Annotated in this window: 24 protein-coding genes and 1 tRNA gene; 5 read left to right on the top strand and 20 right to left on the bottom strand. The window is 55.8% G+C overall.

Annotated features, from left to right (window positions below):
• Positions 1–653 precede the first annotated feature (653 nt).
• The 3 genes from A4308_RS08500 to proB form a co-directional block, all read right to left on the bottom strand.
• A tRNA-Thr gene (locus tag A4308_RS08500) sits at positions 654–729 on the bottom strand.
• 111 nt (positions 730–840) lie between these two features.
• Positions 841–2,094, bottom strand: coding sequence for a glutamate-5-semialdehyde dehydrogenase (gene proA / locus A4308_RS08495; protein ID WP_045281951.1), 1,254 nt, complete (start codon positions 2,092–2,094; stop codon positions 841–843).
• An 11-nt stretch (positions 2,095–2,105) separates the two neighbouring features.
• On the bottom strand, positions 2,106–3,209 hold the full coding sequence (proB, locus tag A4308_RS08490) for a glutamate 5-kinase (protein WP_014882684.1): 1,104 nt from the start codon (positions 3,207–3,209) through the stop codon (positions 2,106–2,108).
• Positions 3,210–3,514: 305 nt separating this feature from the next.
• On the opposite strand from proB, the gene phoE reads away from it, so the two are divergent.
• Positions 3,515–4,567, top strand: coding sequence for a phosphoporin PhoE (gene phoE, locus A4308_RS08485; protein WP_045281950.1), 1,053 nt, complete (start codon positions 3,515–3,517; stop codon positions 4,565–4,567).
• Positions 4,568–4,680: 113 nt separating this feature from the next.
• Here the strand turns inward: phoE and crl are convergent, their stop codons facing one another.
• The 3 genes from crl to gpt all read right to left on the bottom strand — a co-directional run bounded on the left by crl (position 4,681) and on the right by gpt (position 6,947).
• Complete coding sequence (crl, locus tag A4308_RS08480) at positions 4,681–5,082, bottom strand: sigma factor-binding protein Crl (protein ID WP_045281949.1); 402 nt, start codon at positions 5,080–5,082, stop codon at positions 4,681–4,683.
• 57 nt (positions 5,083–5,139) lie between these two features.
• Positions 5,140–6,384, bottom strand: a complete 1,245-nt coding sequence (gene frsA, locus A4308_RS08475; protein ID WP_014882681.1) for an esterase FrsA — start codon at positions 6,382–6,384, stop codon at positions 5,140–5,142.
• 104 nt (positions 6,385–6,488) lie between these two features.
• The gene (gene gpt / locus A4308_RS08470; RefSeq protein WP_003863205.1) at positions 6,489–6,947 is read right to left on the bottom strand and encodes a xanthine phosphoribosyltransferase; all 459 of its coding nucleotides are present in this window, start codon (positions 6,945–6,947) and stop codon (positions 6,489–6,491) included.
• 260 nt (positions 6,948–7,207) lie between these two features.
• On the opposite strand from gpt, the gene pepD reads away from it, so the two are divergent.
• Positions 7,208–8,665 (top strand): cytosol nonspecific dipeptidase, encoded by a 1,458-nt coding sequence (pepD, locus tag A4308_RS08465; RefSeq protein WP_014882680.1) that lies wholly within the window; start codon positions 7,208–7,210, stop codon positions 8,663–8,665.
• 55 nt (positions 8,666–8,720) lie between these two features.
• Here the strand turns inward: pepD and dinB are convergent, their stop codons facing one another.
• From dinB to A4308_RS08425, 8 genes are all read right to left on the bottom strand, one after another.
• A complete protein-coding gene (dinB, locus tag A4308_RS08460; protein WP_023332160.1) occupies positions 8,721–9,779 on the bottom strand; it encodes a DNA polymerase IV in 1,059 nt (352 codons plus the stop codon).
• Between the two features lie 107 nt (positions 9,780–9,886).
• Positions 9,887–10,087, bottom strand: a complete 201-nt coding sequence (gene nqrM / locus A4308_RS08455) for a (Na+)-NQR maturation NqrM (protein WP_014882678.1) — start codon at positions 10,085–10,087, stop codon at positions 9,887–9,889.
• Positions 10,088–10,089: 2 nt separating this feature from the next.
• The gene (nqrF, locus tag A4308_RS08450) at positions 10,090–11,313 is read right to left on the bottom strand and encodes an NADH:ubiquinone reductase (Na(+)-transporting) subunit F (protein ID WP_032637417.1); all 1,224 of its coding nucleotides are present in this window, start codon (positions 11,311–11,313) and stop codon (positions 10,090–10,092) included.
• A 10-nt stretch (positions 11,314–11,323) separates the two neighbouring features.
• Positions 11,324–11,920 carry an NADH:ubiquinone reductase (Na(+)-transporting) subunit E gene (nqrE, locus tag A4308_RS08445; RefSeq protein WP_006810004.1) on the bottom strand — a complete coding sequence of 199 codons (597 nt, stop codon included), beginning with the start codon at positions 11,918–11,920 and terminating at the stop codon, positions 11,324–11,326.
• A gap of 6 nt (positions 11,921–11,926) precedes the next feature.
• Positions 11,927–12,565 carry an NADH:ubiquinone reductase (Na(+)-transporting) subunit D gene (locus A4308_RS08440; RefSeq protein WP_014882676.1) on the bottom strand — a complete coding sequence of 213 codons (639 nt, stop codon included), beginning with the start codon at positions 12,563–12,565 and terminating at the stop codon, positions 11,927–11,929.
• Positions 12,558–13,352, bottom strand: a complete 795-nt coding sequence (locus A4308_RS08435) for a Na(+)-translocating NADH-quinone reductase subunit C (RefSeq protein WP_045281948.1) — start codon at positions 13,350–13,352, stop codon at positions 12,558–12,560. The genes A4308_RS08440 and A4308_RS08435 overlap by 8 nt, the downstream gene beginning before the upstream one ends.
• The gene (locus tag A4308_RS08430) at positions 13,345–14,580 is read right to left on the bottom strand and encodes an NADH:ubiquinone reductase (Na(+)-transporting) subunit B (protein ID WP_045281947.1); all 1,236 of its coding nucleotides are present in this window, start codon (positions 14,578–14,580) and stop codon (positions 13,345–13,347) included. The genes A4308_RS08435 and A4308_RS08430 overlap by 8 nt, the downstream gene beginning before the upstream one ends.
• Positions 14,581–14,582: 2 nt before the next feature.
• Positions 14,583–15,926 (bottom strand): Na(+)-translocating NADH-quinone reductase subunit A, encoded by a 1,344-nt coding sequence (locus tag A4308_RS08425; RefSeq protein WP_023332159.1) that lies wholly within the window; start codon positions 15,924–15,926, stop codon positions 14,583–14,585.
• Between the two features lie 298 nt (positions 15,927–16,224).
• Here A4308_RS08425 and dpaA point away from each other — a divergent pair, with 298 nt between their 5' ends.
• Entirely contained in the window at positions 16,225–16,965 is a 741-nt protein-coding gene (gene dpaA / locus A4308_RS08420; protein ID WP_014882672.1) for a peptidoglycan meso-diaminopimelic acid protein amidase, read from the top strand.
• On the opposite strand, the gene A4308_RS08415 is transcribed toward dpaA, so the two are convergent.
• Positions 16,936–17,703 (bottom strand): class II glutamine amidotransferase, encoded by a 768-nt coding sequence (locus A4308_RS08415; RefSeq protein WP_014882671.1) that lies wholly within the window; start codon positions 17,701–17,703, stop codon positions 16,936–16,938. The two genes, dpaA and A4308_RS08415, sit on opposite strands and share 30 nt — an antisense overlap.
• Positions 17,704–17,760: 57 nt before the next feature.
• Positions 17,761–18,339 (bottom strand): D-sedoheptulose 7-phosphate isomerase, encoded by a 579-nt coding sequence (gene lpcA / locus A4308_RS08410; protein ID WP_032637420.1) that lies wholly within the window; start codon positions 18,337–18,339, stop codon positions 17,761–17,763.
• Positions 18,340–18,578: 239 nt separating this feature from the next.
• Here lpcA and fadE point away from each other — a divergent pair, with 239 nt between their 5' ends.
• Positions 18,579–21,023 carry an acyl-CoA dehydrogenase FadE gene (gene fadE, locus A4308_RS08405; RefSeq protein ID WP_014882670.1) on the top strand — a complete coding sequence of 815 codons (2,445 nt, stop codon included), beginning with the start codon at positions 18,579–18,581 and terminating at the stop codon, positions 21,021–21,023.
• Positions 21,024–21,131: 108 nt separating this feature from the next.
• The gene (locus tag A4308_RS08400; protein ID WP_014882669.1) at positions 21,132–21,902 is read left to right on the top strand and encodes an amidohydrolase; all 771 of its coding nucleotides are present in this window, start codon (positions 21,132–21,134) and stop codon (positions 21,900–21,902) included.
• Positions 21,903–21,956: 54 nt separating this feature from the next.
• Here the strand turns inward: A4308_RS08400 and A4308_RS08395 are convergent, their stop codons facing one another.
• Genes A4308_RS08395 through A4308_RS08380 form a run of 4 tightly spaced genes read right to left on the bottom strand, consistent with a single transcriptional unit; the run spans position 21,957 to position 26,920 of the window.
• Positions 21,957–23,558: a gamma-glutamyltransferase family protein gene (locus A4308_RS08395; protein WP_023338093.1), complete on the bottom strand. Its 1,602-nt coding sequence runs from the start codon at positions 23,556–23,558 to the stop codon at positions 21,957–21,959.
• 9 nt (positions 23,559–23,567) lie between these two features.
• A complete protein-coding gene (locus A4308_RS08390) occupies positions 23,568–24,443 on the bottom strand; it encodes an ABC transporter permease (RefSeq protein WP_032637422.1) in 876 nt (291 codons plus the stop codon).
• Between the two features lie 2 nt (positions 24,444–24,445).
• Positions 24,446–25,387 (bottom strand): ABC transporter permease, encoded by a 942-nt coding sequence (locus A4308_RS08385; protein ID WP_014882666.1) that lies wholly within the window; start codon positions 25,385–25,387, stop codon positions 24,446–24,448.
• Positions 25,388–25,405: 18 nt separating this feature from the next.
• Positions 25,406–26,920 (bottom strand): ABC transporter substrate-binding protein, encoded by a 1,515-nt coding sequence (locus tag A4308_RS08380; protein ID WP_014882665.1) that lies wholly within the window; start codon positions 26,918–26,920, stop codon positions 25,406–25,408.
• Between the last annotated feature and the right edge of the window lies 1 nt (position 26,921).

The raw sequence follows: 26,921 nt of genomic DNA, 5'->3' as shown, positions 1-26,921 counted from the left end.
TAGGTAAATTTCCTCGCTTCTCTGTAGCCAGCTTAATTTCAGCTTCTTTGACTTTCATGAGCCCTAACCATGGTTTTCCCTCCGGCGTTGTCAGAAATTTACGGGTGTGAATTTTGCGGTTGTTGCGCTTTGTAACTGATTTTTTGGTTAGCCTTTTACATGCTACCCCCTACGCTGAATATGCCAGGGCTCAACGTAAAGTTGAGAGAAATTACAATGAAAGTCATAATGGTGTAGATCATTATTGTTAGGCACATAAGAAAAGACGGTGCGTAGCGCTTCCGAAGAGAGGATAACCCCTTTGCACTAACTCTTATCAGGTGAGCGTTATGCTCCGGCTATCTAAACCATGGCAGAGCCAGTTTCTTTTCCGATCCGGTTAGTCTGCCCAACATTACGCTGTTTTATCCTCCCCCACATCATCTCGACGTGTAGCATTATTGAGCACCGCGCGAAGCGCGGAACGTATACCCAAGGGTTCAAGTGATGTGTTTAGAGAGTTCAGCAACTCTTTCAGCTTCTGGGACTGGTAGCTGCCAGGTCAAAACATTGTACTCGACTTGAGCCAATACAACACAAAGGCGTTTATCAAGGATGACAATGAAAGATAGAACCCTGTATATTTTTGACGCTAACTGAATGATTTTATTAGATGGTGCCGATAATAGGAGTCGAACCTACGACCTTCGCATTACGAATGCGCTGCTCTACCAACTGAGCTATATCGGCCCTGAGAGGCCGGTTACGAGTGTAACCACGGGGCAAAAGGTTAGATCTAACCGGGTGATGCGTCAATGCCCTTTTGAATCAAACGGCTATTTTTGCATCACCCGTGATTATTTACGCACGAATTGTATCGTCACCGAAGCCGATCCACTTGTACGTGGTCAGAGCTTCGAGGCCCATCGGACCGCGCGCGTGCAGTTTCTGCGTGCTGACCGCCACTTCTGCGCCAAGTCCAAACTGGCCACCGTCGGTGAAGCGCGTTGAGGCGTTGACATACACCGCAGAGGAGTCCACTTCGTTCACGAAGCGATCGGCATTGCGCAGCGTACGCGTCAGGATCGCGTCAGAATGCTGGGTACCATGCTCACGGATGTGGGCAATCGCGTCATCGAGATCGCTAACAATCTTCACGTTCAGATCCAGCGACAGGAACTCGTCATCGTACTGCTCCGCTTTGACTGGCACTACCTTAGCCGGGCCATCCTGGAGCAGTGTGAGCGCATTGGCATCCGCGTGCAGCGTTACGCCGCTCTCCGCCATCTGTTTGCTCAGCGCCGGGAGGAAGGTATTTGCAATACCCTGATGCACCAGCAGCGTTTCCACAGTGTTACAGGTACTTGGACGCTGAGTTTTGGCGTTAACGATAATCTTCAGCGCCGGGGCAATCTCTGCGCTGTCATCGACAACGATATGGCATACGCCGATACCGCCTGTAATGACCGGAATAGTGGACTGTTCACGGCACAGCTTGTGCAGACCTGCGCCACCGCGTGGGATTAACATGTCGATATATTTATCCATGCGCAGCATTTCGTTGACCAGCGCACGGTCTGGGCTCTCGATCGCCTGCACGGCTCCCGCCGGTAAACCACACTCCTCCAGCGCCTGCTGAATGACGTTTACCGTCGCGGCGTTGGTGCGCCAGGTCTCTTTTCCGCCGCGCAGAATGGCAGCGTTACCGGTTTTCAGGCACAGGGAGGCGACGTCAACCGTCACGTTTGGACGGGCTTCATAAATCACACCGATGACGCCGAGCGGCACGCGGCGACGCTCCAGACGCAAACCGCTGTCAAGCAGCCCACCGTCAATCACCTGCCCTACCGGGTCAGCCAGATTACAAACCTGACGGACATCATCAGCGATGCCTTTCAGGCGCGCCGGCGTCAGCGCCAGGCGGTCGAGCATCGCTTCGCTCAGGCCGTTTTCACGCGCCTCAGCTAAATCTTGTTCGTTGGCTCGCAGGATCTCAGCGGATTGCGATTCCAGATAATCAGCGATTTTTTCCAGCACGCGGTTTTTCTCACGGCTGGAAAGGAGCGCCAGTTTGTAAGAGGCGGCCTTCGCGGCTGCGCCCATTTGTTCCAGCATGTTCTGGCTCCTTAACGAATAATCATGTCATCGCGGTGAACGGCAACCGGGCCATATTCATAGCCCAGAATGGCGTCGATCTGCTGCGAATGGTGGCCCGCAATGCGGCGCAGCGCGTCGCTGTTATAGCGGCTTACGCCATGGGCGATATCGCGACCTTCAAGGTTACGGATGCGGATCACTTCACCACGGGAGAAGTTGCCTGTCACGCTTTTAATTCCTTTAGGAAGCAATGAACTCCCTCGTTCCAGAATCGCCGCCGTCGCGCCTTCATCAACGGTGAGCTCACCGGCAGGAGGCGCGCCAAATATCCAGCGCTTGCGGTTTTCCAGCGGGGATTCCTGCGCGTGGAAGCGTGTGCCGACAGAGATGCCTTCCATCACGTCACCAATCACGCCCGGGCGGCTGCCCGCCGCAATAATGGTGTCGATACCGGCACGGCACGCCACGTCAGCAGCCTGCAGCTTGGTTCCCATGCCACCGGTTCCCAGCCCTGAAACGCTGTCACCGGCGATGGCACGCAGCGCATCGTCGATGCCATGAACGTCGGTGATCAGTTCGGCTTCCGGGTTGGAACGCGGATCTGCGGTAAACAGCCCTTGCTGATCGGTCAGAAGCAGGAGTTTATCAGCTCCGGCCAGAATGGCGGCCAGAGCAGAGAGATTATCGTTATCCCCCACTTTGATTTCAGCGGTGGCAACGGCATCGTTTTCGTTGATGACGGGAACAATGTTGTTGTCCAGCAGCGCGCGCAGGGTATCGCGCGCGTTCAGGAAGCGCTCTCTGTCTTCCATATCCGCGCGCGTCAGCAGCATCTGCCCGACGTGAATACCGTAGATGGAGAACAGCTGTTCCCAGAGTTGAATGAGTCGGCTTTGTCCCACGGCGGCCAGCAGCTGTTTAGAGGCGATCGTCGCGGGGAGTTCGGGGTAACCCAGATGTTCACGCCCGGCGGCAATCGCCCCGGAAGTCACAATCACAATACGATGCCCTGCGGCATGCAGTTGAGCGCACTGACGTACAAGCTCAACAATGTGGGCGCGATTTAGGCGGCGCGATCCGCCTGTTAACACACTGGTACCGAGTTTTACCACCAGCGTCTGGCTGTCACTCATGATTCTCTGCCGTTCAACGATAAGGGAAAGTAATGTCGAACGAACGTTTTAACAGGAGTCAGCCCGGTTGCCAACTGCCTTAGTACATCACAAAGCACTTTGTTGCGCGGGATCAGGAAGCGTAGCGGCAAAATTTGACGGATTTATTACCGAAATAATAAATCACAGTTTTTTAAAATTATTCTTAGTTTGTCATAAAAGTTTCATTCCAGAACGATAAAACCCTTCCTGTTTTTTCACGGGACTTAAGCATGAGCTTATCGTCCAGCGAATATTTTTAGCGCGTTTATAAGACAGGATCGAAAATGAAAAAGAGCACTCTGGCATTAGTGGTTATGGGCGTGGTGGCTTCTGCATCCGTTCACGCAGCTGAAGTTTATAATAAAAACGGTAATAAACTGGACGTGTACGGCAAAGTTAAAGCGATGCACTATATCAGCGATGATGACACCAAAGATGGTGACCAGACGTACGTTCGCTTCGGTTTTAAAGGTGAAACCCAGATTAACGATCAGCTGACAGGCTATGGCCGTTGGGAAGCCGAATTTGCCGGTAACAAAGCCGAAAGCGACTCTTCTCAGAAAACACGTCTGGCATTTGCGGGTCTGAAACTGAAAGACTTTGGTTCCCTGGATTATGGTCGTAACCTGGGTGCCCTGTACGACGTCGAAGCGTGGACCGATATGTTCCCTGAGTTCGGCGGCGACTCTTCCGCACAGACCGACAACTTTATGACCAAGCGTGCTACCGGCCTGGCGACCTACCGTAACACCGATTTCTTCGGTGCGATTGATGGCCTGGACATGACGCTGCAGTACCAGGGCAAAAACGAAAACCGTGACGCCAAAAAACAGAACGGTGACGGTTTCGGTACCTCTCTGACCTATGACTTCGGCGGTAGCGATTTCGCCGTCAGCGGCGCGTACACCAACTCTGACCGCACCAACGCGCAGAACCTGCTTGCGCGTGGTCAGGGCCAGAAAGCGGAAGCCTGGGCCACCGGTCTGAAATACGACGCGAACGATATTTATCTGGCAGCCATGTATTCCGAAACCCGCAATATGACACCAATTTCCGGCGGCTTTGCTAATAAAGCGCAGAACTTTGAAGTTGTTGCACAATATCAGTTCGATTTCGGCCTGCGCCCGTCTCTGGGCTATGTCCAGTCTAAAGGCAAGGATATCGAAGGGATTGGTGACGAAGATCTGGTGAAATATATCGATGTCGGCGCGACCTATTACTTCAACAAAAATATGTCCGCATTTGTTGATTATAAAATCAACCAGATTGACGACGATAATAAACTGGGCGTAAGCAGCGATGATATTGTTGCGCTGGGTATGACGTACCAGTTCTAAGATAATCCGAATAAGAAAATCCCGGCAGATGTGCCGGGATTTTTTTTGCCCGAAATGAATGCGGTCTGATGCCCTCACCCCGGCCCTCTCCCACAGGGAGAGGGAGAAAAGCATTACGCGGTCAGCTTCACCGCTTCGCTGGAAAAGTTATCCGCGGGTTCGAACTTCAGATCCAGGGAGGCCAGCAGTGCGCTCGCTTTGTCGTGGAACTCTTTGAGGGTATATTCCAGGCGATCAATCACTTCCTGATCGTTGATGGTGGTGGCCTGCCAGTTGCCGTCTTTATTAAACAGGCCAAACTGGTAGCTATAGGTAAAACGTTTCTCCTCAGCTTCCATTTCCATCCACCAGCCCCAGAATTCACGTTTTTCGGGTGCAGGCTTCACGTTGACGCAAACAGCCAGGCAGTCGAAAAAAAAGCGATTCTCTTCACACTGCTCTTCTCGAATATACGGGCCGAGAGCCATAAATTTCTTAATCAGCCTACTTTTCGGGTGTCCACTCGGTAACGTCATTGCGATCTCCTTTTGTGAAGCCACTGTTTTACCAAACCAGCAAAATTTAGCAATCTATTAACACAATCTCTGAGCGATCCAGCGCGTAATCTCTTTCAGTGCTTTGTCGAAATTCTGATATACCGGGCTGAACGGCACCTCAAGCAATTTGCCATCCGCAGATGACGAAGTGATTAAGCGTGACTCTTCCTCCGGGCTGAACGGATCGTTTTTCCAGAAACCGGACAACATCGGCGTCGGGCAACGGCGTCCCAGCAAACCTTGCGTTTTTAACGAGTAACGATTGAGCTCAACGCGCAGCGCTTCATCTGATGCATCATGCATGCCAAGGCGGCTGGCCAGCACGTCAAGGTACATTTCCGGCACGCTCCCCTGACGGGCAGGATCGCTAAGCAGGGCGTGGACTACCGGGCCCAGGCACGCGACGGCCTTCAGGCGCGATGATTCAAGGTAAGCCAGACGCACTGCGACGTTCGCCCCAAATCGGAAGCCGAATGCCGCCACGCGGGTGTGGTCAACCCAAGGAATGTTTTCCAGCGCTTTTAGCGCATGCTGGTGCAGCAGACTGGAATCCTGAGTCAGCTTCCATTTGGATGAGAAACCAATTGAGGGCATATCAAGCGTCAACATCGCGATCCCTTTTGGTGCGAAGTAACGCTCATACAGGCTGTAATAGTCGATTTGCAGCGAATCCAGCCCGCCGCACATCAGGACGGTCGGGAACGGGCCGTCTCCTTCAGGCATATGAAGGAACCCGGTGACGGGCGCACCGCCGGGAATGGTGAACTCCAGTTCGCGCATCTGGCCCGGAAGGCGCTGAGCCGCTTCTTCATAGGCTCGGTTCGCCAGCGCCTGAGCCTGCTCAGCCAGCTCATCACCTTTTAAATGCGGGTAGGCGGCAATGGCGTAGAGATTGGCCGCATGGAGCCAGTGCTTGCCGCTCCGCGTAGCATCTTCCTCCTGGCTGGCTTTTTGCTGCCAGAGCATCGCCTGTTTAGACCATTCATAGATCCAGTTGCCGCCGCGATAGCCGACCACCGTGTCGTAGAGTTCGCTGTCTGTGCGCTCCGACTCGCTCATGACGATACGCGCCTGCACATCCAGGATTTCACGCGGATCAATACCGCGCCAGATCCACATCAGGCGGTTAATCATGCGATACCAGTGGGGGACGTTTTTGCCGTCTAAGGCTGACTGGACGGCAGGCTGGATACCCGGATTAAACCGACGAACCAGCGTCGACGTTTCAGGGTGTTTGAAACGGGGTTTGAAGAGTGTCTCGGTGAGATTCGCCTGCGTCATTGCGTTGCCTCCATGGATACGTCATATAACGTCCATTGTAACGCGTGGCAGGATAAAAAGAACAACGCCCGACATAGCCGGGCGTGTAAAGTTACGTGCGGAAATTAACGGCCTGAAATAGGCGGTACAAAGACCACGCCCATATCCCATGGCTGTTCAATCCAGGTATCCTGAGGGATATCAATCACGTAATCGTCAACCAGTGGGCGACCCGCCGGTTTCGCGAAGATAGTGACGAAATGCGCTTTTGGATACATTTCGCGGATAGCCACCGCGGTACCACCGGTGTCCACCAGATCGTCGATGACGATAAAGCCTTCACCGTCGCCTTCAGCGCGTTTCAGCACTTTCAGCTCACGCTGGTTGTCGTGGTCATAGCTGGAGATGCAAACGGTATCGACATGACGAATACCCAGCTCACGTGCCAGCAGCGCCCCCGGTACCAGACCGCCACGGCTGACGGCAATAATGCCTTTCCACTGTTCGGAAGGCATCAGACGCGCAGCCAGTTTGCGGGCGTGAATCTGCAACATGTCCCAGGTGACGACGTATTTTTCGCTCATGTGAAGTGTCCCAGCCTGTTTTTATACGGCTTAAAAAGTGTTCGAGGGGGAAATAGGTTGCGCGAGATTATAGAGATCTGACGCACTAAAAACCAGTGTTTAGCGCCCTCTGCCTGAGTTTTTACATGCTTTATGCTACCAGCCCGCAGAGAAAGTGGTATTCTCAGTTGCATCTCGCAAGCCTGTCTTGTGGTAACTATTAACCTGCTAACCCTGTGACCTGCAACCTTGTTTGCAGAGCATCGACAAGGAGACTTATCGTGTCTGAACTGTCTCAATTATCTCCGCAGCCGCTGTGGGATATTTTTGCCAAAATCTGTTCCATTCCACACCCTTCCTACCATGAAGAACAGCTTGCCGAACATATTATGGGTTGGGCGAAGGAAAAAGGTCTGCACGCTGAACGCGACCAGGTTGGTAACATTCTTATCCGTAAACCGGCCACCGCAGGCATGGAAAACCGCAAACCGGTTGTCCTGCAGGCGCACCTGGACATGGTGCCACAGAAAAACAACGACACCGTTCACGATTTCACTAAAGACCCGATCCAGCCCTACATCGACGGCGACTGGGTGAAAGCGCGCGGCACCACCCTGGGTGCAGATAACGGCATCGGCATGGCTTCTGCGCTGGCCGTGCTGGCGGATGACAGCGTTGAGCACGGTCCGCTGGAAGTGCTGCTGACCATGACCGAAGAAGCGGGCATGGACGGCGCATTCGGTCTGCAGGCGAACTGGCTGCAGGCTGATATCCTGATCAACACTGACTCCGAAGAAGAAGGTGAGATCTACATGGGCTGCGCGGGCGGGATTGATTTCATCTCTACCCTACCACTGTCACGCGAAGCGGTGCCTGCGGGTTACCAGACCTTCAAGCTGACGCTGAAAGGGCTGAAAGGCGGCCACTCCGGCGGCGATATCCACCTGGGCCTGGGCAACGCCAACAAACTGCTGGCACGCTTCCTGGCGGGCCACGCGGCTGAGCTGGATCTGCGCCTGGTAGACTTCAACGGCGGTACCCTGCGCAACGCGATCCCACGCGAAGCCTTCGCCACCGTTGCAGTACCTGCAGCAAAAGCGGACGAGCTGAAAAAACTCTCCAGCGTCTACCTGGATATCCTGAAAAACGAACTGTCAGCGAAAGAGAAAAACCTGACCGTGGTGCTGGAATCTGTTACTACCGACAAAGCCGCGCTGACCGTGCAGTCTCGTGACACCTTTGTTCAGTTGCTGAACGCGACGCCAAACGGCGTGATCCGCAACTCTGACGTGGCGAAAGGCGTGGTAGAAACCTCACTGAACGTGGGCGTGGTCACCATGAGCGACGACAGTGCAGAAATTATCTGCCTGATCCGTTCCCTGATCGACAGCGGTAAAGAGTACGTGGTGAGCATGCTGGAATCTCTGGGGACGCTGGCGGGTGCCAAAACCTCCGCTAAAGGCAGCTACCCGGGCTGGCAGCCGGATGCCAGTTCTCCGGTGATGGCGCTGGTGCGCGAAACCTATCAGCGTCTGTTCAACAGCACGCCGAACATTCAGGTGATCCACGCGGGTCTGGAGTGTGGTCTGTTCAAGAAACCGTATCCGAACATGGACATGGTCTCTATCGGGCCAACCATTACCGGGCCGCACTCGCCGGATGAGCAAGTTCATATCGAAAGCGTGGGCCATTACTGGACCCTGCTGACCGAGTTGCTGAAGGCGATTCCTGCTAAGTAATTCGTCGTCTGTTGCCCGGTGGCGCTACGCTTACCGGGCCTACGATTGGCGTAATCTACAATCCCAAAACCAACTGACGCTCTAACTGCGGATCCAGCAGTGTGACGTGCAGCCCCACCAGCCGTACTCCGCGCCCTGCCCGCCGTTCTTCCCATGCTTTTTTTGCCGTCGCGATAAGATCGTCTCTGTTCAGACGCGGCCAGACGTGCTCCTGCGTAGTCTGCTGGAAGTCGTTAAACTTGAGCTTCACGCCCTGCCGGGCGATGAGCAGATCGGGCTTAACCTTCGCTAAGCGCCTTTCCAGCTCAGGATAAAGCTGTTCAGTGATGATGAATTCACATTCGGACCAGTCGTGAATATCTTCCATCAGCGTGCGTTCAACACCAACCGATTTACGCAACCGCTCGCTGCTTACGCTGCGTTCATCAATGCCCTGACTGCGTTCCCACAGCACGCGACCAAACTTTCCGAAACGCTTGAGTAGCATAGCCAGATCGCTTCGCTGCACATCTTCGCAGGTGCGTAATCCCATACTTTCCAGCTTCGCGGCGGAGACTTTGCCTACGCCGGGGATTTTGCCAAGCGGAAGCGTTTTCAAAAACGCAGGCACCTCTTCGGGGGTAATGACATACTGACCGTTGGGTTTATTTAAATCGGAGGCGATTTTAGCGAGAAATTTTACCGGCGCGACCCCTGCCGATGCGGTGAGATTCAGCTCGCTGGAAATAGTCTGGCGGATCTCCTGCGCCATCAGGGTGGCGGAGCCGTGACAGTGAAGGCTGTCGGTGACATCAAGATAGGCTTCGTCCAGGGATAGCGGCTCAATCAGTGAGGTATAGCGTGAGAAGATTTCCCGTATATGGTTCGACGCTTCTTTATAGGCTTCAAAGCGCCCAGGCAAAAGGGTGAGGTGCGGGCAGAGTTTTAACGCCATCGCCGTCGGCATGGCGCTGCGCACGCCAAATTTGCGCGCAGGGTAGTTGGCGGTGCTGATCACCCCACGCTGTACGCGGCTGCCGCCAATGGCGATGGGGATATCCCGCAGCGCCGGGTTGTCACGCATCTCCACTGCGGCAAAAAAGCAGTCCATATCGACATGGATTATTTTGCGCATAGTAAGCCCTCACTCATCACTGGATAAGTATACAGTAAACAAATGAGGGTTGAGAAGTGTACGTGGGAATTGTCGGGTGGCGGCTTCGCCTTACCCGACTAACAAGACTAAATAATGCGCTGCTGTTCGCGGGCCATTCTTTTTTTCCGCGCATCGCACGGTTCCGGGCAGTCGCAGACCTTTTCCATTCCGAGAGAAGAGATCCCGCCGCAACTGCCCTGAATGCTTTTACGCTTGATGATCCAGCCTAATGACATGCCAAATACCACCAGCACAAACACCGCAAAGGTCGCCAGAAAGGTCAACATGATCAGCCTCCAAAATCATCAAGGAGGATGTTCTCATCTTCCACGCCGAGATCTTTCAGCATCTTGATCACAGCGGCGTTCATCATTGGCGGACCACACATGTAGAACTCGCAGTCTTCTGGTGCCGGGTGCTGTTTGAGGTAATTTTCATAGAGCACGTTGTGGATGAAGCCCGTATAGCCTGTCCAGTTATCTTCCGGCTGCGGGTCGGAAAGCGCCACGTGGAAGGTAAAGTTAGGGTTCTCACGCGCCAGCTGTTCGAACTCATCGTCATAGAACATTTCGCGCAGGGAACGTGCCCCATACCAGAAGCTGATCTTACGCGTGCTCCCAAGACGCTTGAGCTGGTCAAAGATGTGTGAGCGCATCGGCGCCATACCCGCGCCCCCGCCGATAAAGACCATTTCTGCGTCGGTATCTTTGGCAAAGAACTCCCCGAACGGACCGGAGATGGTGACTTTGTCGCCAGGCTTGAGGGACCAGATGTACGACGACATCACGCCCGGCGGGGCATGTGGCACGTTTGGCGGCGGGGTGGCGATACGCACGTTGAGCATAATGATGCCCTTCTCTTCCGGGTAGTTAGCCATGGAATAGGCGCGAAGCGCGGGCTCTTTGACCTCGGAAACAAAGCGGAAGAGATTAAATTTATCCCAGTCGGCACGGTACTCTTCAGGCACGTCGAAGTCGGCATACGCCACGGTGTGTGCCGGACAATCAATCTGGATATAGCCACCCGCACGGAACGGGACGCTCTCCCCTTCAGGCACACGCAGCTTAAGCTCTTTAATGAAGGTGGCTTTGTTATCGTTAGAGATAACCTCGCACTCCCATTTTTTCACGCCAAAGATCTCTTCCGGCAGCTCAATCTTCATGTCCTGACGCACCGCGACCTGGCATGCCAGACGACAACCCTCTTTCGCTTCACGTTTCGTAATATGCGACAGTTCTGTGGGCAGAATATCACCGCCACCCTCTTTCACCGTCACACGGCACTGCCCGCATGAGCCGCCGCCACCGCAGGCTGACGAGACAAAGATCCCGTTGCCGGAGAGCGTATTAAGCAGTTTATCCCCTGCCGGGGTACGGATCTGATTCTGGGGATCGTCATTGATATCAATGACCACATCACCGGAATTGACCAGCTTCGCGCGCGCCGCCAGAATCAGCCCTGAGAGCACCAGTACTATCAGCGTGAACATCACCACGCCAAGAATAATTTCCATCTTTTAGCCCTTATAGCTGCACACCGGAGAAGGACATAAAGCCCAACGCCATCAGGCCGGTGGTGATAAAGGTGATCCCTAAGCCACGCAGCCCGGCAGGGACGTTGGCATATTTCATTTTTTCGCGGATCCCCGCCATGGTAACAATCGCCAGCATCCAGCCGATACCGGATCCAAAGCCATACACCACGGATTCACTGAAGTTGTAATCACGCTGAACCATGAATGAGACGCCACCAAAGATGGCACAGTTTACGGCGATGAGCGGCAGGAAGATCCCCAGCGCGTTGTACAGCGACGGGAAATACTTATCGAGGATCATCTCCAGGATTTGCACCAGCGCCGCAATTACCCCGATAAAGGTGATGAAGTTCAGGAAGCTGAGATCAATCCCCTCCACCAGCGCACTGTCCCGCAGCACAAAGTTGAACACCAGGTTGTTAATCGGAACGGAAAGCCCCAACACCACGGTGACCGCCACGCCCAGACCAAATGCCGTCGAGACCTTTTTGGAAACGGCAAGGAACGTACACATGCCCAGGAAGAAGGCGAGCGCCATGTTTTCAACAAACACCGCGCGCACAAATAAACTCAGGTAATGAGCCATTGTCGGTTACTCCTTTTCCTGCTGTTCGGGCTTCAACGTACGAATCAGCCAGATCAGCAAACCGATAATGAAAAATGCGCTTGGGGCCAGCAGGAACAGTCCGTTTGGCAGATACCAGCCGCCGTTCTGAACCGTGTCCAGCACCGTGATGCCAAACAGCTTGCCGCTGCCAATAAGCTCGCGCAGGAAACCGACCGTCAGCAGGATCACGCCGTAGCCCAGACCGTTGCCGATCCCATCCATAAAGCTTGCCAGCGGCGGCATTTTCATGGCGTAGGCTTCAGCGCGTCCCATCACGATACAGTTGGTGATAATCAGGCCGACAAACACCGAAAGCTGCTTCGAGGTTTCATAAGCAAACGCGCGCAGCAGCTGATCAACGACGATCACCAGCGAAGCGATGATCGCCATCTGGACGATGATCCTTACGCTGTTGGGTATGTGGTGGCGGATCATTGAGATAAACATGCTGGAGAACGCTGTCACCAGCGTAACTGCCAGCGTCATCACTACCGCCGTTTCCAGTTTGGTCGTCACCGCCAGGGCAGAGCAGACGCCCAACACCTGCAGCGTTATCGGGTTATTGGCTAAAAGTGGGCCAATCAGCACCTTTTTAACTTCTTTCAGTTCACCCGTATCAGCCATTGTTTAGCGCTCCTTCACGTACGTTTTTCAGGAAGGGACCAAAGCCCAGTTCACCCATCCAGAAATCAAAACTGTGCTGCACCCCGTTAGAGGTGAGCGTGGCCCCGGAAAGGCCGTCAACGGCGAAGTCATCACCGGGACGCGCGCCCCCTTTCACCACCTTAAGCGCAGGCTGACCGTTATCGTCGAGTACTTTTTTACCGACAAACTGCGCACGCCAGTTAGGGTTCTCAACTTCGCCACCCAGCCCCGGCGTTTCGCCCTGATCATAATAAGTAATGCCTTTGACCGTGTGGCCATCGGTGTCCAGCGCCACAAAGGCGTACATCATTGACCACAAGCCGTTACCATAGATGGGTAAAACCACTTCCTGCACGCGTTTTTGCTCGTCACGAACGAGATAAATCTCCGCAATATTGCTGCGGCGCTTAATCCCTGCCGGATCCTGAGAGGCATCAAGCGAAGTGCTCATCTGCGGATCTTTCAGCGCCAGCGCCTGGTTATATTTCGCCGGGTCTTTATCCATCAGTTCACCGGTTTTTAAATTCACCAGCCGTGCGGTAATGCGTTCAGCAAACACGGCTGAGACGTCGTCCTTCGTCATGCCTTCCTGCATCAGCCCGGCCACGGCCAGGATGTTACGCTGTTTATCCAGCGCCCGTTGCTCTTGCTGCAGCGGTTTTAACCCGACGGCAGAACCGGCGACGACAATGGAACAGACCAGGCAAAGCACCAGAACCACCAGCAATGTTTTGCTGATGCTGTCGTTATTTTTGACTTCAGCCACGCGCCTTCCTCCGCTTAATGTTGGCGCGCACGACCAGATAGTCGAACAGCGGCGCAAACAGATTGGCAAACAGAATGGCCAACATCATCCCTTCCGGATAGGCCGGGTTGACCACGCGAATCAATACACACATCACCCCAATGAGCGCGCCGTAACACCATTTACCTCTGTCGGTAAACGAGGCCGAGACGGGATCGGTGGCCATGAACATCATGCCAAACGCAAAACCGCCCAGCACAAGGTGCCAGTACCACGGCATAGAGAACATCGGGTTCGTGTTTGAACCAATGAGATTGAACAGGGTGGCAGTAAGCACCATCCCGAGCATCACGCCTGCGACGATGCGCCAGGAGGCCACGCGACCAAAGAGAATGATCGCCCCACCGAGCAAAATCATCAGGGTAGACACTTCCCCGATGGAGCCCGGGATGTTGCCAATAAACGCATCAAACCAGGTCACCGGCTGGCCGGTCGCATTATTGACCAGCGTTTCACCGCCGCCTGCCGCCCACTGGGAAAGGGGTGTCGCGCCGGAGAAACCGTCCGCAGCCGTCCACACCAGGTCACCTGAGATCTGCCCCGGGTAGGCAAAGAACAGGAACGCACGCCCCGCCAGCGCCGGGTTCAGGAAGTTACGCCCGGTCCCGCCGAAGATCTCTTTGGCAATCACGACGCCAAAGCTTATCCCCAACGCCGCCTGCCAGAGTGGCAGCGTAGGTGGCACAATCAGCGCAAACAGGATAGAGGTAACAAAGAAGCCCTCGTTAATCTCGTGTTTGCGGATGATGGCGAACAGCACTTCCCAGAAACCGCCCACGATAAAGACAGTCATATAAATCGGCAGGAAGAATACCGCCCCCAGCGTCATCATGCTGAGCCAGCCCGCGTCCGCCGCGAAGCTCACGCCTAACGACTGTGCCAGGCGGTAGTGCCAGTCAGACTGAATGACCTGCGCCAGCTGCTGCGCATCATAGAGATGATGCAGCGCCGGAATGGTTTGCAGCCCCACGTTGTACATGCCCCAGAACATAGCCGGGAAGACCGCAAACCACACCAGGATCATCATGCGTTTCAGGTCGATGGCATCGCGAACGTGCGCCGCCCCTTTCGTCACCAGACCCGGCGTGTAGAAAATGGTCGTCGTCGCTTCGTACAGCGGGTAGTACTTCTTCAGTTTACCCTCGGTAAAATGCGGCTCTATTTTTTCAAAGAGGTGTTTTAAGCCCATCGTTATCCTTCCTGCTCAATGCGGGTTAACACCTCGCGCAATACGGGTCCATATTCGTATTTACCTGGACACACATAGGTACACAGCGCCAAATCTTCTTCATCCAGCTCGAGACAGCCCAGCGCCTGCGCGCCGTCGGTATCACCGGCAAGGAGATCGCGCAGCAGCACGGTGGGCAGAATGTCCAGCGGCATCACGCGTTCGTAGTTGCCAATCGGGACCATTGCGCGCTCCCCGCCGTTCGTGCTGGTGGAGAAATTAAAGAGCTTATGACGCAGGAAGTGACCCAGCGTAGTGCGGGTCACGGAGTATTTCTCTGCACCCGGCAGCACCCAGCCGAACAGCTCTTTCTCACGCCCTTCCTGCACAACGCTCACCTGAAGATGGAAACGGCCCAGATACGCATGCGCATCAACTGCACGGCGCCCACTGAGTACTGAACCGGAAATCAGGCGGTTTTCACCCTCTTTCGTTTCCCCGGAAAGCAGGTCATTAAGATCGGCTCCCAGAAGCGTTTTTACCAGGCGCGGGTTTGCAGCCTGCGGACCGCCGATAGCGATGACCCGTTCAGCGCAGAGAACGCCAGTGGTAAAGAGCTTACCAATGGCAATGACGTCCTGATAATTAAGATGCCAGACCTGTTTTTTCAGACTCACCGGCTCAAGGAAGTGAATATGGGTGCCGACCAGCCCAGCCGGATGTGGACCCGAAAATTCATTAAACGTGACCTGCCCCTGCGGATGGCCGCCAAGCTTGCCACCGCCGGCCTGGCAGACGTGAACTTTTCCGGGCGTCAGGCGCGTTAAAACCGTCAGCCCGGCATCGAAGGCTTTACGCTGCGCCAGAATAACGGGCTGCGGGTCTGCGCTGAGCGGGTTGGTGTCGATGGCCGTCACGAATATGGCAGCCGGGGCCGTATCAGGAGCGGGGGATTTGCTGAAAGGACGCGTGCGAAGTGCCGTCCACAAACCGGATGCCAGCAGTTGAGCCTGCACAGTTTCCCGGCTAAGCGACGCGAGTTCTGCGGCGTCGTAATGGGCAAACTCACGCTGTTCATCGCCTTCAATGCGGATCACCACCGACTGAAGGACACGGCGCTCGCCACGATTGATCGCCACAACGGTGCCGCTGGCGGGAGCAGTGAACAGCACGCCGGGATTTTTTTTATCCTCAAAGAGCGCCTGCCCTTTGATAACGCGATCGCCTTCCTGAACCAGCATCGAGGGACGCATTCCCAGATAATCGTCGCCTACGATGGCGACATGACGGACACTTGCACCGGGCGAAACGTGCTGCTCGGGCACGCCTGCAATCGGCAGATTAAGTCCTTTTTTTATTTTAAACATGTGGTTAGCAGGTTTCCATAAACAACAATCCAGTGGGCGCGAAGTGTACCATTTTCCCCTTCTCACGGGCAGGGGATCCGCCTGCGGGTGCGCCAAATTGCGAGCTAATACGCAAAGTTCCTGGAGCCAGCGTGATTTTGATGGTTTATAAAGTAAAACTAATTTGTAAACTCATCGCCCGACTCTTGCGAAAATCTATAGCGGTGCTAATGTGAGCGCTCCTAACAGAATAATCTGATTTCGGGTCTCTTTTGCCGCCCTGGCAAGTTGGTCTACGTTTTATCAAGGAACTTGTAGTATGCGTAAAATCGCATTGTTCATTGCGATGCTTCTGATTCCGTGCATGTCGTTTGCCGGGCTGCTCAGCAGCAACAGCTCCACGACGCCGATCAGCAAAGAATATAAACAGCAGTTAATGGGATCGCCGGTTTATATTCAAATCTTCAAGGAAGAACGCACGCTCGATCTATTTGTGAAAATGGGCGAGACATATCAGCTGCTTGATAGCTACAAAATTTGTAATTACTCCGGCGGGCTGGGGCCAAAACAGCGCCAGGGTGATTTTAAAAGTCCGGAAGGGTTTTATAACGTTCAGCGTAGCCAGCTCAAACCGGACAGCCGCTTCTATAAAGCCATTAACATCGGTTTCCCCAATGCCTATGACCGTGCTCACGGTTATGAAGGGAAATACCTGATGATCCACGGTGCCTGCGTGTCTATCGGCTGTTATGCGATGACCGATGCCGGCATTGATGAAATTTTCCAGTTCGTAACAGGCGCGCTGGTGTTCGGGCAGCCTAACGTTCAGGTCAGCATTTATCCGTTCCGTATGACGGATGCCAACATGGCCCGCCATAAGTACTCCTATTACGCCGATTTCTGGAAACAGCTGAAGCCGGGTTACGACTACTTTGAGCAGACCCACAAGCCGCCTGTGGTTTCTATCGTAGATGGCCGTTACGTGGTCAGCAAACCGCTGAGCCACGAAGTCGTCCATCCACAGCTGGCGTCAAATTACACGGTCCCCGAGACAAAATAGCACCCACTCGCCTGGCATGATCTTTTGCCAGGCTTCGTTGCCCGTCAGCGGCTGCGTCGCAATGACTGTGACCACATCGTTCGGTGTGGTCTCTTTCTGAAAGTCTATCTCCACATCCTGATCGAGCAGCTTTGCAACGCCAAACGGCGCACGGCGCGTGATCCAGAACAGGTTCGTCGAACAGAACGCCATGACATAGCGTCCGTCTGACAGCAGCATGTTAAACACGCCTTTTTCACGTAGCTCGGATGCCAGCGTCGCGATGTATTTAAACACGGCGGTCATGTTGCCGGGCGTACGAGGATAACGTTCCGTCAGCTTGTGCAGTAGCCAGCAGAAGGCTTTTTCGCTATCCGTTTCGCCGACCGGGCGGAAATTCCCCGTCTCCAGCGACTTATAGCCCGTCAGTTGCCCGTTGTGCGCGTAGGTCCAGTTTCGCCCCCACAGTTCACGGGTAAACGGATGGGTATTTTCCAGCGCCACTTCGCCGCGGTTAGCCTGACGGATGTGCGCAATCACCGAGCGGGACTTGATGGGATAGTCCTGCACCAGTTTGGCAATCGGTGAGTTATAGCTGGGCTGTGGATCTTTGAACGTGCGACACCCTTTGCCTTCGTAGAAGGTAATGCCCCAGCCGTCTTTATGCGGCCCGGTTCCTCCACCGCGCTGCACCAGCCCGGTGAAACTAAAGCAGATATCGGTTGGCACATTGGCGCTCATCCCGAGCAGTTCGCACATACATCACCTCCACAACAGCGGGGGCAACGCCCCAATGGCTATGCCCCCCGCGAAGTCTTACTTAGCCATCTCTTTTTCGATCAGCTGGATCAGGATATGGATCACTTTGATGTGAATTTCCTGAACGCGGTCAGCATAACCAAAGTGTGGAACGCGAATTTCGATATCCGCGGTACCGTCCATCTTACCGCCATCTTTACCGGTCAGGGTGATGACTTTCATCCCTTTTTCACGCGCGGCAGCGATCGCTTTGATCACGTTAGCGGAGTTACCGGAGGTCGAAATGCCCAGCAGCACGTCGCCTTCACGACCTACCGCTTCAACGTAGCGGGAAAAGATGTGGTCGTAACCGAAGTCATTGCCTACGCAGGAGATGTGGCTGACGTCGGAAATCGCAATCGCCGGGTAGCCCGGACGGTTTTCGCGATAGCGTCCGGTCAGCTCTTCTGCAAAGTGCATGGCATCACAGTGGGAACCACCGTTACCGCAGGAGAGCACTTTGCCGCCCGCTTTAAAGCTGTCGGCCAGCAGGACCGCCGCGCGCTGAATAGCGTGAATGTTGGCATCATCTTTCAGAAAGTTAGCCAGCGTTTCCGCCGCTTCGTTCAGTTCGTTACGAATAAGATCCTGGTACATGAGGATAATCCTTCAGTATTGATGAAATAACACAGTGGAGTGTACCGGATAGCGGGAAAAGCGAGAAGCTAAAGCCATGCGAATCCTCCGGCGTTTTGCTTTTTCGTGCCGGCGAAAACACGAACAATGTGAGCCCGGTTGTAATTATTTTGTAAACACATTGCTAAAGGAAATAACATCAACTACAACCATATCATCACAAGTGGTCAGACCTCCTACAAGCAAGGGAGCTTTTCTTTATGATGATTTTGAGCATTCTCGCAACTGTTGTACTGCTCGGTGTGTTGTTCTATCACCGCGTCAGTTTATTCCTGAGTAGTGTGATTCTGCTGGCCTGGACGGCTGCACTTGGCGTCGCTGGTCTGTGGAATATCTGGCTTTTAGTTCCGCTGGCCATCATTCTTCTGCCGTTTAACTTTACCCCGATGCGTAAGTCGATGATCTCCGCGCCGGTGTTCAAAGGCTTCCGCAAAGTGATGCCGCCAATGTCGCGGACTGAGAAAGAAGCGATTGATGCCGGTACCACCTGGTGGGAAGGCGACCTGTTCCAGGGCAACCCGGACTGGAAAAAGCTGCATAACTATCCGCAGCCGCGTCTGACCGCTGAAGAGCAGGCCTTTATTGACGGCCCGGTGGAAGAGGCGTGCCGCATGGCAAACGACTTTGCCATCACCCATGAAATGGCCGATCTGCCGCCTGAGCTGTGGGCGTATCTGAAAGAACATCGCTTCTTCGCGATGATCATCAAGAAAGAGTATGGCGGTCTGGAATTCTCCGCTTACGCTCAGGCTCGCGTCCTGCAAAAGCTGGCGGGCGTCTCCGGGATCCTGGCGATTACCGTTGGCGTGCCTAACTCCTTAGGCCCGGGTGAACTGCTGCAGCATTACGGTACCGAAGAGCAGAAAGATCACTACCTGCCGCGTCTTGCACGTGGTCAGGAAATCCCTTGCTTCGCGCTGACCAGCCCGGAAGCGGGTTCCGATGCAGGCGCGATCCCGGATACCGGCGTAGTCTGCATGGGCGAGTGGCAGGGCGAGCAGGTGCTGGGCATGCGCCTGACCTGGAACAAGCGTTATATCACCCTGGCGCCAATCGCCACCGTGCTGGGTCTGGCCTTTAAGCTCTCTGACCCGGAAAAACTACTGGGCGGCGAAGAAGATCTGGGCATTACCTGTGCGCTGATCCCAACCTCTACCCCAGGCGTTGAAATTGGTCGCCGTCACTTCCCGCTGAACGTGCCGTTCCAGAACGGTCCAACCCGCGGTCAGGACATCTTTGTGCCGATTGATTACATCATCGGTGGTCCGAAAATGGCCGGTCAGGGCTGGCGTATGCTGGTGGAATGTCTGTCGGTTGGCCGCGGCATTACCCTGCCGTCGAACTCTACCGGTGGCCTGAAATCTGTGGCGATGGGGATTGGTGCATACGCCCACATCCGCCGTCAGTTCAAAATATCCATCGGCAAGATGGAAGGTATCGAAGAGCCGCTGGCGCGTATTGCGGGTAATGCCTACGTGATGGATGCCGCCGCATCTTTGATTACCTACGGCATTATGCTGGGCGAAAAACCGGCCGTGCTGTCCGCGATTGTGAAATACCACTGTACCCACCGCGCACAGCAGTCGATCATTGACGCGATGGATATCGCAGGCGGTAAGGGCATTATGCTCGGCGAAGGCAACTTCCTGGCGCGCGGCTATCAGGGCGCACCGATTGCCATCACCGTTGAAGGTGCCAACATCCTGACCCGCAGCATGATGATCTTCGGTCAGGGGGCGATTCGCTGCCATCCGTACGTGCTGGAAGAGATGGCCGCTGCGCAGAATAACGACGTGGATGCCTTCGATAAGCTGCTGTTCAAACATATCGGTCATGTGGGTAGCAACAAGGTGCGCAGCTTCTGGCTCGGCCTGACGCGCGGTCTTACCAGCGCGACGCCAACCGGTGATGCGACCAAACGCTATTATCAGCATCTGAACCGTCTGAGCGCCAACCTGGCTCTGCTGTCGGATGTTTCCATGGCCGTTCTCGGCGGTAGCCTGAAGCGTCGCGAGCGTATATCTGCCCGTCTGGGGGATGTGCTGAGCCAGATCTTCCTGGCGTCTGCGGTCCTGAAGCGTTACGACGACGAAGGGCGTCAGGAAGCGGATCTGCCGCTGGTACACTGGGGCGTTCAGGATGCGATGTATCAGGCAGAACAGGCGATTGACGATCTGCTGGCGAACTTCCCGAACCGCTTTGTTGCGGGCGCCCTGCGCGTGGTGATCTTCCCGACCGGTCGTCACCACCTGGCACCGTCCGACAAGCTGGACCACAAAGTGGCGAAAATCCTGCAGGTACCGAGCGCGACACGCTCCCGTATCGGCCGTGGTCAGTACCTGGCCCCTACGCCTCATAATCCGGTGGGTCTGCTGGAAGAGGCGCTGCTTGATGTAATGGCCGCCGACCCAATTCATCAGAAGATCTGCAAACAACTGGGCAAAAACCTGCCGTTCACCCGTCTGGATGAACTGGCGAAACAGGCGCTGTCAGGTGGCATTATCGATAATGCTGAAGCAGCAATTCTGGTGAAAGCCGAAGAGAGCCGTCTGCGCAGTATTAACGTCGATGATTTCGAACCGGACGAGCTGGCAACACAGCCGGTAAAGCTGCCAGAGAAGCACCGCAAACCTGAAGCGGCATAACCCGTTTCGTTCTGACAAACCCCGCCGCGCGCGGGGTTTTTTATTGCCACATTTTCTCGTAATGACGTGCTACAGTGTCAAAAAGGGGTCGTTTGAGGAGTCTGTATCGTGCCGGGTTTGAAGATTTCGATTTTGCAGCAACCTTTAGTGTGGATGGATGGCCCTGCCAACCTGCGCCACTTTGATCGTCAACTGGAAGAGATTACCGGACGAGATGTGATTGTCCTGCCGGAGATGTTCACCACCGGCTTCGCCATGGAAGCAGCGAAGCAATCAATGCCTCAGGATGACGTGGTCGCCTGGATGCATACCAAAGCGCAGCAAACAAACGCGCTGATCGCGGGTAGTGCCGCCCTGCAAACCGAGCGCGGGCCAGTGAACCGTTTTCTGCTGGTTGAGCCGGAAGGGAAAGTGCATTTTTACGATAAACGCCACCTGTTCCGCATGGCGGATGAGCATCATCACTATGAAGCGGGTAATGAGCGCGTGGTATTCGAGTGGCGCGGCTGGCGCATTCTGCCGCTGGTCTGCTACGACCTGCGCTTCCCGGTGTGGTCGCGCAACCGCAACGATTATGACCTGGCGCTGTATGTCGCCAACTGGCCAGCACCGCGTTCGCTGCACTGGCAGTCGCTGCTGGTGGCGCGCGCCATTGAGAACCAGGCGTATGTGGTGGGCTGTAACCGTGTGGGGACGGATGGCAACGGGCATCACTACCGCGGCGACAGCCGGGTGGTAAATCCGCAGGGCGAGATTATTGCGACTGCCGAGCCGCATCAGGCAACGCGAATTGATGCGGAGCTATCGTTGACCGCGCTGAAGGAGTATCGGGAGAAGTTTCCGGCCTGGCAGGATGCGGATCCGTTTAGCATCGGGTAAAAAAAGCCGGGTGGCGGCTACGCTTTACCCGGCCTACAAATGTTGCTCGAGCGTTTAACTCACCAACGCCTGTCCGTCTTTACGGCTCTCCGTTGCCGCCACGTAATGCCCTTCCGGAAGGCGATAAATCACCTGCGCACCGCCGAAGTTATAATCCTGCAGCGGATCTTCCACCACGATCTGGTGTCCGCGTTCGCGCAGCGCGGCGATAGTATTGCGATCGAACGTTGATTCGACGATCACTTCCCTGCCCTGCACCACGCGCCAGCGCGGAGCGTCAATCGCCGCCTGCGGGTTTTGCCCGTGCAGCATAATGCGCAGCGCCATCTGCATGTGTCCTTGCGCCTGCATCGGGCCGCCCATCACGCCGAAGGACATCAACGGCTTGCCGCTGCCGTCCATCGCAAAGCCCGGAATGATGGTGTGGAACGGACGCTTGCTGCCCGCCAGCGCGTTCGGATGATTAGGATCCAGCGAAAAACCACAGCCCCGGTTTTGCAGGCTAATCCCGGTGTCTGGCACCACGATCCCTGAACCAAACCCCATATAGTTGGACTGAATAAAGGAGACCATCATCCCGCTGGCATCCGCAGTGCTGATGTAGACCGTACCGCTCTGGGTGGGTGAACCGTAGACAAAATCAGAGGCGCTTTCGTGGTTGATAAGCGCCGCACGCGATTTCAGGTAATGATCGCTCAGCAGCTCTTTGGCCGCGAACACCATATGATCTTCATCCGCCACGTAGCGGTCGAGATCCGCCAGCGCCAGCTTCATCGCTTCAATGGACAAATGCAGAGACTGCACGGAGTCCGGATGATGCTGCTCGATGCCGCACTGCTCCAGAATACCCAGCGCAATCAGCGTGGCGATCCCCTGGCCGTTTGGCGGCAGCTCCTGCACCGAACCACCCGCGAAGTCGCGTGACAGCAGGTCTACCCAGTCCACGCGGTGGCTGGCGAGATCTTCAGCCGTCAAATGCGCGCCGTGTTCTTTGGCGAAGGCGGCAATTTTCTGCGCCAGCTCGCCGCGGTAAAACGCATCGCCGTTGGTTTTCGCTATCAGTTCCAGCGAATTCGCCTGCGCCGGATTACGGAAGATCTCCCCCACTCGCGGCGCGCGGCCTTCCGGCGCGAAGCAGGCGCTGAAGCCAGGCTGATCTTTCAGCTTGTTGTAGCCGCGCTGCCAGAGATGGCCAATCAGCGGCGAAACCGGGAAACCGTTTCGCGCATAGTCAATGGCGGGCTGCGCCAGCGTGGTCAGCGGCAGCGTGCCGAAACGCTCTGCCAGTGCGACCCAGCCGGATACCGCACCGGGCACGGTCACGGCATCCCAGCCGATTTCGGGTACCGCCGTTTTTCCGGCAAACAGATCTGCATGCCAGCTGGCCGGTGAGCGCCCCGACGCGTTCAGACCGTGAAGTTTTTCACCGTCCCAGACGATGGCAAAGGCATCACTGCCGATCCCGTTACCGGTCGGCTCGACTACCGTCAGCGCCATCGCGGTGGCAATCGCCGCATCAACAGCATTACCACCCAGCTGCAGCATTTTCATTCCTGCCTGCGCCGCCAGCGGTTGCGAAGTGGCAACGGCGTTATGGCCCATCATCGGCGGGCGTCGTGATTCGTAACCGGACGTAAAATCAAGCGCTTTAGTCATCATGACTCCTTAGTCGTGGCGCGGATCGAGCGCATCGCGCAGCCCGTCGCCAAGTAAATTAAAGCCCTGCACGGCAAGGAAAATTGCCACGCCGGGGAAAACGGACATCCACGGCGCCTGCTCAAGAAAACCTTTCGCGGTGTTGAGCATTGACCCCCAGGACGGATTGGGCGGCTGCTGCCCCAACCCTAAAAACGACAGGCTGGCTTCGGCGATAATCGCCGAGGCAATCGCCAGCGTGGCCTGTACCAGGATCGGTGACATCACGTTGGGCAGCACGTATTTGATGATGATCCAGCGATCCGGCAGGCCAATCGCCCGCGCGCCGTCGATGTACTCTTCGTTGCGGATGGCGATCACCTGCCCACGCGTCAGACGGGCGAAGATCGGCATCGCGGAAAGGCCAATGGCGATCATCGCGTTGGTCAGGCTTGGGCCTAAAAATGCCCCCAGCGCGATCGCCATGATCAGAAACGGGCAGGCCAGCAGCGCTTCAATGAAGCGCGAGATCACCCCATCCCACATCTTCTGGAAATACCCCGCTACCAGCCCCAGCGGCACGCCGATCGCTACCGCGATAACGACCGACATACAGCCCGCCATCAGCGAAGTTCGCGCCCCCCAGATAATGCGGGATAAAATGTCACGCCCCAGCTCGTCGGTGCCGAACCAGTACATTGCCGACGGCGCTTTACGCACCGCGAGGAAGTTGGCTTTGACCGGGTCGAACGGGGCAATCCACGGCGCCAGTAGCGCCACCAGCACAAAGAAGCCCACCACCACCGCGCCAATCACCGCACTTTTATTGGCGAGGAATTTCTTTAACACCCGGTTTTGCGCGCGCGGCAGCGCGGGCACAGCGGTTTGCGTCGTCAGTTCCGCCATGGTTAACCTCGCATTTTCGGGTTGATAAGAACGTAGAGCACGTCAGCCAGCAGGTTGAGCAGCAGGAAGCCGATCGCCACGATCAGCACCACGCCCTGCACCACCGCGTAGTCTCGGTTAAATACCGAATCGACGATCATCTTGCCGAAGCCGGGAATGGTGAAGACCTGCTCGGTCAGCACCGCACCGCCCAGAAGCTCACCAAACAGCAGCGTCGTAAGGGTGATCACCGGCACCAGCGCATTGCGAAACGCGTGCTTTAAGATCACCGCTTTCGGCAGTAATCCTTTCGCGCGCGCGGTGCGGATGTAATCCGCTTTCAGGACCGCAATCATCGATGCTCGGGTATGGCGCATCAGCGTCGCCGCCAGCCCTGTTCCGAGAACGGCTGCGGGCAGCAGCAGCGTGCGCAGGTTTTGCACCGGATCCTCACTGAACGGTACATAGCCGGACGCGGGAAGCCACTGCAGGTTCACCGAGAAGACCAGAATCAGCAGGATCCCCAGCCAGAAATGGGGGATCGAGATCCCCGAGATCGCCACGAAGTTCGCCCCGTGATCGACCCAGCTGTTTTTGTTCACTGCCGCGAGGATCCCCATGCTAATGCCAAATACCAGCGCGATAATCATCGCCAGCAGCGACAGCTCCAGCGTCACCGGCAGCTTACTGGCAATCAGCTGCGTCACCGGTTCGTGCGTGCGTAAGGAGACCCCCAGGTCGCCCTGCAATGCGCGCGTTAGCCAGTTGAAATACTGCACGGGAATGGGCGCATCCAGATTGAGCTCAGCACGCAGCTGGGCGATAACCGCCGGATCGCGCTCCTCCCCGGCCATGGCGATCAGCGGGTCGCCGGGCAGCAGTTTTTGCAGGCCAAACACCATCATGCTCACCAGCAGCAGGGTCGGGATGGCCAGCAGCAGACGTTTGCAAATCAGTTCCAGCATGGGTTCTCCTCAGGACGTTTATTTCGCCAGCGTCAAACCCGCCAGACGCACGATGCCGTCCGGGTAAGGCTTAAAGCCCTGCACGCGCTTGTTCAGACCAAAAATGCGCGGCTCGAAGTAGAGGTAGGCAATCGGCATGTCGGTTTGCAGCTGTTTCACCACCTTGTCATACAGCGGCTGGCGTGCGGCCTGGTCGGTGCTCTGGCGCGCCTGAGTCAGCCATTCGTCGACCTGCGCGTTGCTGTAGCGTCCGTCATTCAGAGTGCCTTTGCTATGGACAAAGCCGTAGATGCTGCCGTCCGGGTCCGGGCGGCCCGACCAGCCGGAGAAACTGAGCTGATAATCACCACTCTGCTGACGATCCAGCAGCGTCGCGAATTCGGTCATCTGCAGGTTGAGCGTGAAGCCGGCCTCGGCAACCATTGCCTGCAGAACCTGACCCACCTGCTGCGAGGTCGGGTTGTTCGGCACCAGCAGGTTGACGGTCAGCGGCGTGGTGACGCCTGCCGCTTTGAGCAGCGCTTTGGCTTTATCGACGTCACGGGGCGGAACCGGCAGATTGACGTGATACGGGCTCACCGTGGAAAACGCCTGGTTTGCCGGCGTGTATAGCCCTTCAAAGACCACCTGATTTAGCGCATCACGGTCGATGGCCTGAGAAAATGCCTCGCGTACGCGGGCATCTCTGAACGGATCGTTCGCCGGGACCTTGCCGTTATTGATGTTGAAGGTAATGCCCTGGTAACCCAGACCAGTTACCTTCGCCAGCGCCAGCTTGCTGTCGGCTTCAACGGTTTTAACGTCGCTGGCCGCAATGCCTTCGGTCAGGTCGAGATCGCCTGCCCGCAGGTTCGCGAGGCGCACGGAGGCGTCCGGGATCGGCAGATAGATAATTTTGTCGAAGTGGTAGGCGTCTTTATTCCAGTAATTGTCGAAGCGAGTCAGAACAATGCGGTCCTGGGACACGCGGCTGTCAAACTTATAAGGACCGGAACAGACCGGATGGGCGGCAAAGTCAGGCTTTTTCGCCGCGTCGGGTGCCATCATCGCGCCCGCGCGGTCAGTCAGCTGCATCAGCAGCGCGGCGTCAGGGGTTTTCAGGTGCAGCGCAATCTGCATCGGACCGGTGACCTCTACCGATTCCACCGAGGAGATCTCGCTTTTGCGCAGGGAGCCTTTTAGGGTCAACGCACGGTCGAGGTTGTATTTCGCAGCAGCGGCGTCGAATTTCTCGCCGTCATGGAAGGTCACCCCCTCACGGAGATCCATGGTCAGCGTTTTGCCGTCATCGCTCCAGGCCCACGACTTCGCCAGACCTGGCACCACTTTCAGATGTTCGTCGACATCCACCAGCCTGTCGCACAGGGAAGCAAAGACAAAGCGGCCATAGTAGGTGCGCGCCAGATGCGGGTCGAGCATGTCCGGGTCAGCTCCCAGACCAATTCGCAGCACGCTTTCAGAATGGGCGGGCAGCGCCGCGCCAAGCAACATAACACTTCCCAGTACGGTCAAAAGAGAATTACGCATTGTCATT

It is taken from the genome of Enterobacter sp. ODB01 (assembly GCF_001623605.1).
Taxonomy (GTDB): Bacteria; Pseudomonadota; Gammaproteobacteria; order Enterobacterales; family Enterobacteriaceae; genus Enterobacter; species Enterobacter kobei.
The sequence above is the reverse complement of the archived record's forward strand: the minus strand, read 5'-3'. Positions and strand labels throughout refer to the sequence as shown.

Coding starts and splice junctions, on each gene's coding strand:
- proA (WP_045281951.1), bottom strand. CDS start 2,094: ATGCTGGAACAAATGGGCGCAGCCGCGAAGGCCGCCTCTTACAAACTG.
- proB (WP_014882684.1), bottom strand. CDS start 3,209: ATGAGTGACAGCCAGACGCTGGTGGTAAAACTCGGTACCAGTGTGTTA.
- phoE (WP_045281950.1), top strand. CDS start 3,515: ATGAAAAAGAGCACTCTGGCATTAGTGGTTATGGGCGTGGTGGCTTCT.
- crl (WP_045281949.1), bottom strand. CDS start 5,082: ATGACGTTACCGAGTGGACACCCGAAAAGTAGGCTGATTAAGAAATTT.
- frsA (WP_014882681.1), bottom strand. CDS start 6,384: ATGACGCAGGCGAATCTCACCGAGACACTCTTCAAACCCCGTTTCAAA.
- gpt (WP_003863205.1), bottom strand. CDS start 6,947: ATGAGCGAAAAATACGTCGTCACCTGGGACATGTTGCAGATTCACGCC.
- dinB (WP_023332160.1), bottom strand. CDS start 9,779: ATGCGCAAAATAATCCATGTCGATATGGACTGCTTTTTTGCCGCAGTG.
- nqrM (WP_014882678.1), bottom strand. CDS start 10,087: ATGTTGACCTTTCTGGCGACCTTTGCGGTGTTTGTGCTGGTGGTATTT.
- nqrF (WP_032637417.1), bottom strand. CDS start 11,313: ATGGAAATTATTCTTGGCGTGGTGATGTTCACGCTGATAGTACTGGTG.
- nqrE (WP_006810004.1), bottom strand. CDS start 11,920: ATGGCTCATTACCTGAGTTTATTTGTGCGCGCGGTGTTTGTTGAAAAC.
- A4308_RS08440 (WP_014882676.1), bottom strand. CDS start 12,565: ATGGCTGATACGGGTGAACTGAAAGAAGTTAAAAAGGTGCTGATTGGC.
- A4308_RS08430 (WP_045281947.1), bottom strand. CDS start 14,580: ATGGGCTTAAAACACCTCTTTGAAAAAATAGAGCCGCATTTTACCGAG.
- A4308_RS08425 (WP_023332159.1), bottom strand. CDS start 15,926: ATGTTTAAAATAAAAAAAGGACTTAATCTGCCGATTGCAGGCGTGCCC.
- dpaA (WP_014882672.1), top strand. CDS start 16,225: ATGCGTAAAATCGCATTGTTCATTGCGATGCTTCTGATTCCGTGCATG.
- A4308_RS08415 (WP_014882671.1), bottom strand. CDS start 17,703: ATGTGCGAACTGCTCGGGATGAGCGCCAATGTGCCAACCGATATCTGC.
- lpcA (WP_032637420.1), bottom strand. CDS start 18,339: ATGTACCAGGATCTTATTCGTAACGAACTGAACGAAGCGGCGGAAACG.
- fadE (WP_014882670.1), top strand. CDS start 18,579: ATGATGATTTTGAGCATTCTCGCAACTGTTGTACTGCTCGGTGTGTTG.
- A4308_RS08395 (WP_023338093.1), bottom strand. CDS start 23,558: ATGACTAAAGCGCTTGATTTTACGTCCGGTTACGAATCACGACGCCCG.
- A4308_RS08390 (WP_032637422.1), bottom strand. CDS start 24,443: ATGGCGGAACTGACGACGCAAACCGCTGTGCCCGCGCTGCCGCGCGCG.
- A4308_RS08385 (WP_014882666.1), bottom strand. CDS start 25,387: ATGCTGGAACTGATTTGCAAACGTCTGCTGCTGGCCATCCCGACCCTG.
- A4308_RS08380 (WP_014882665.1), bottom strand. CDS start 26,920: ATGACAATGCGTAATTCTCTTTTGACCGTACTGGGAAGTGTTATGTTG.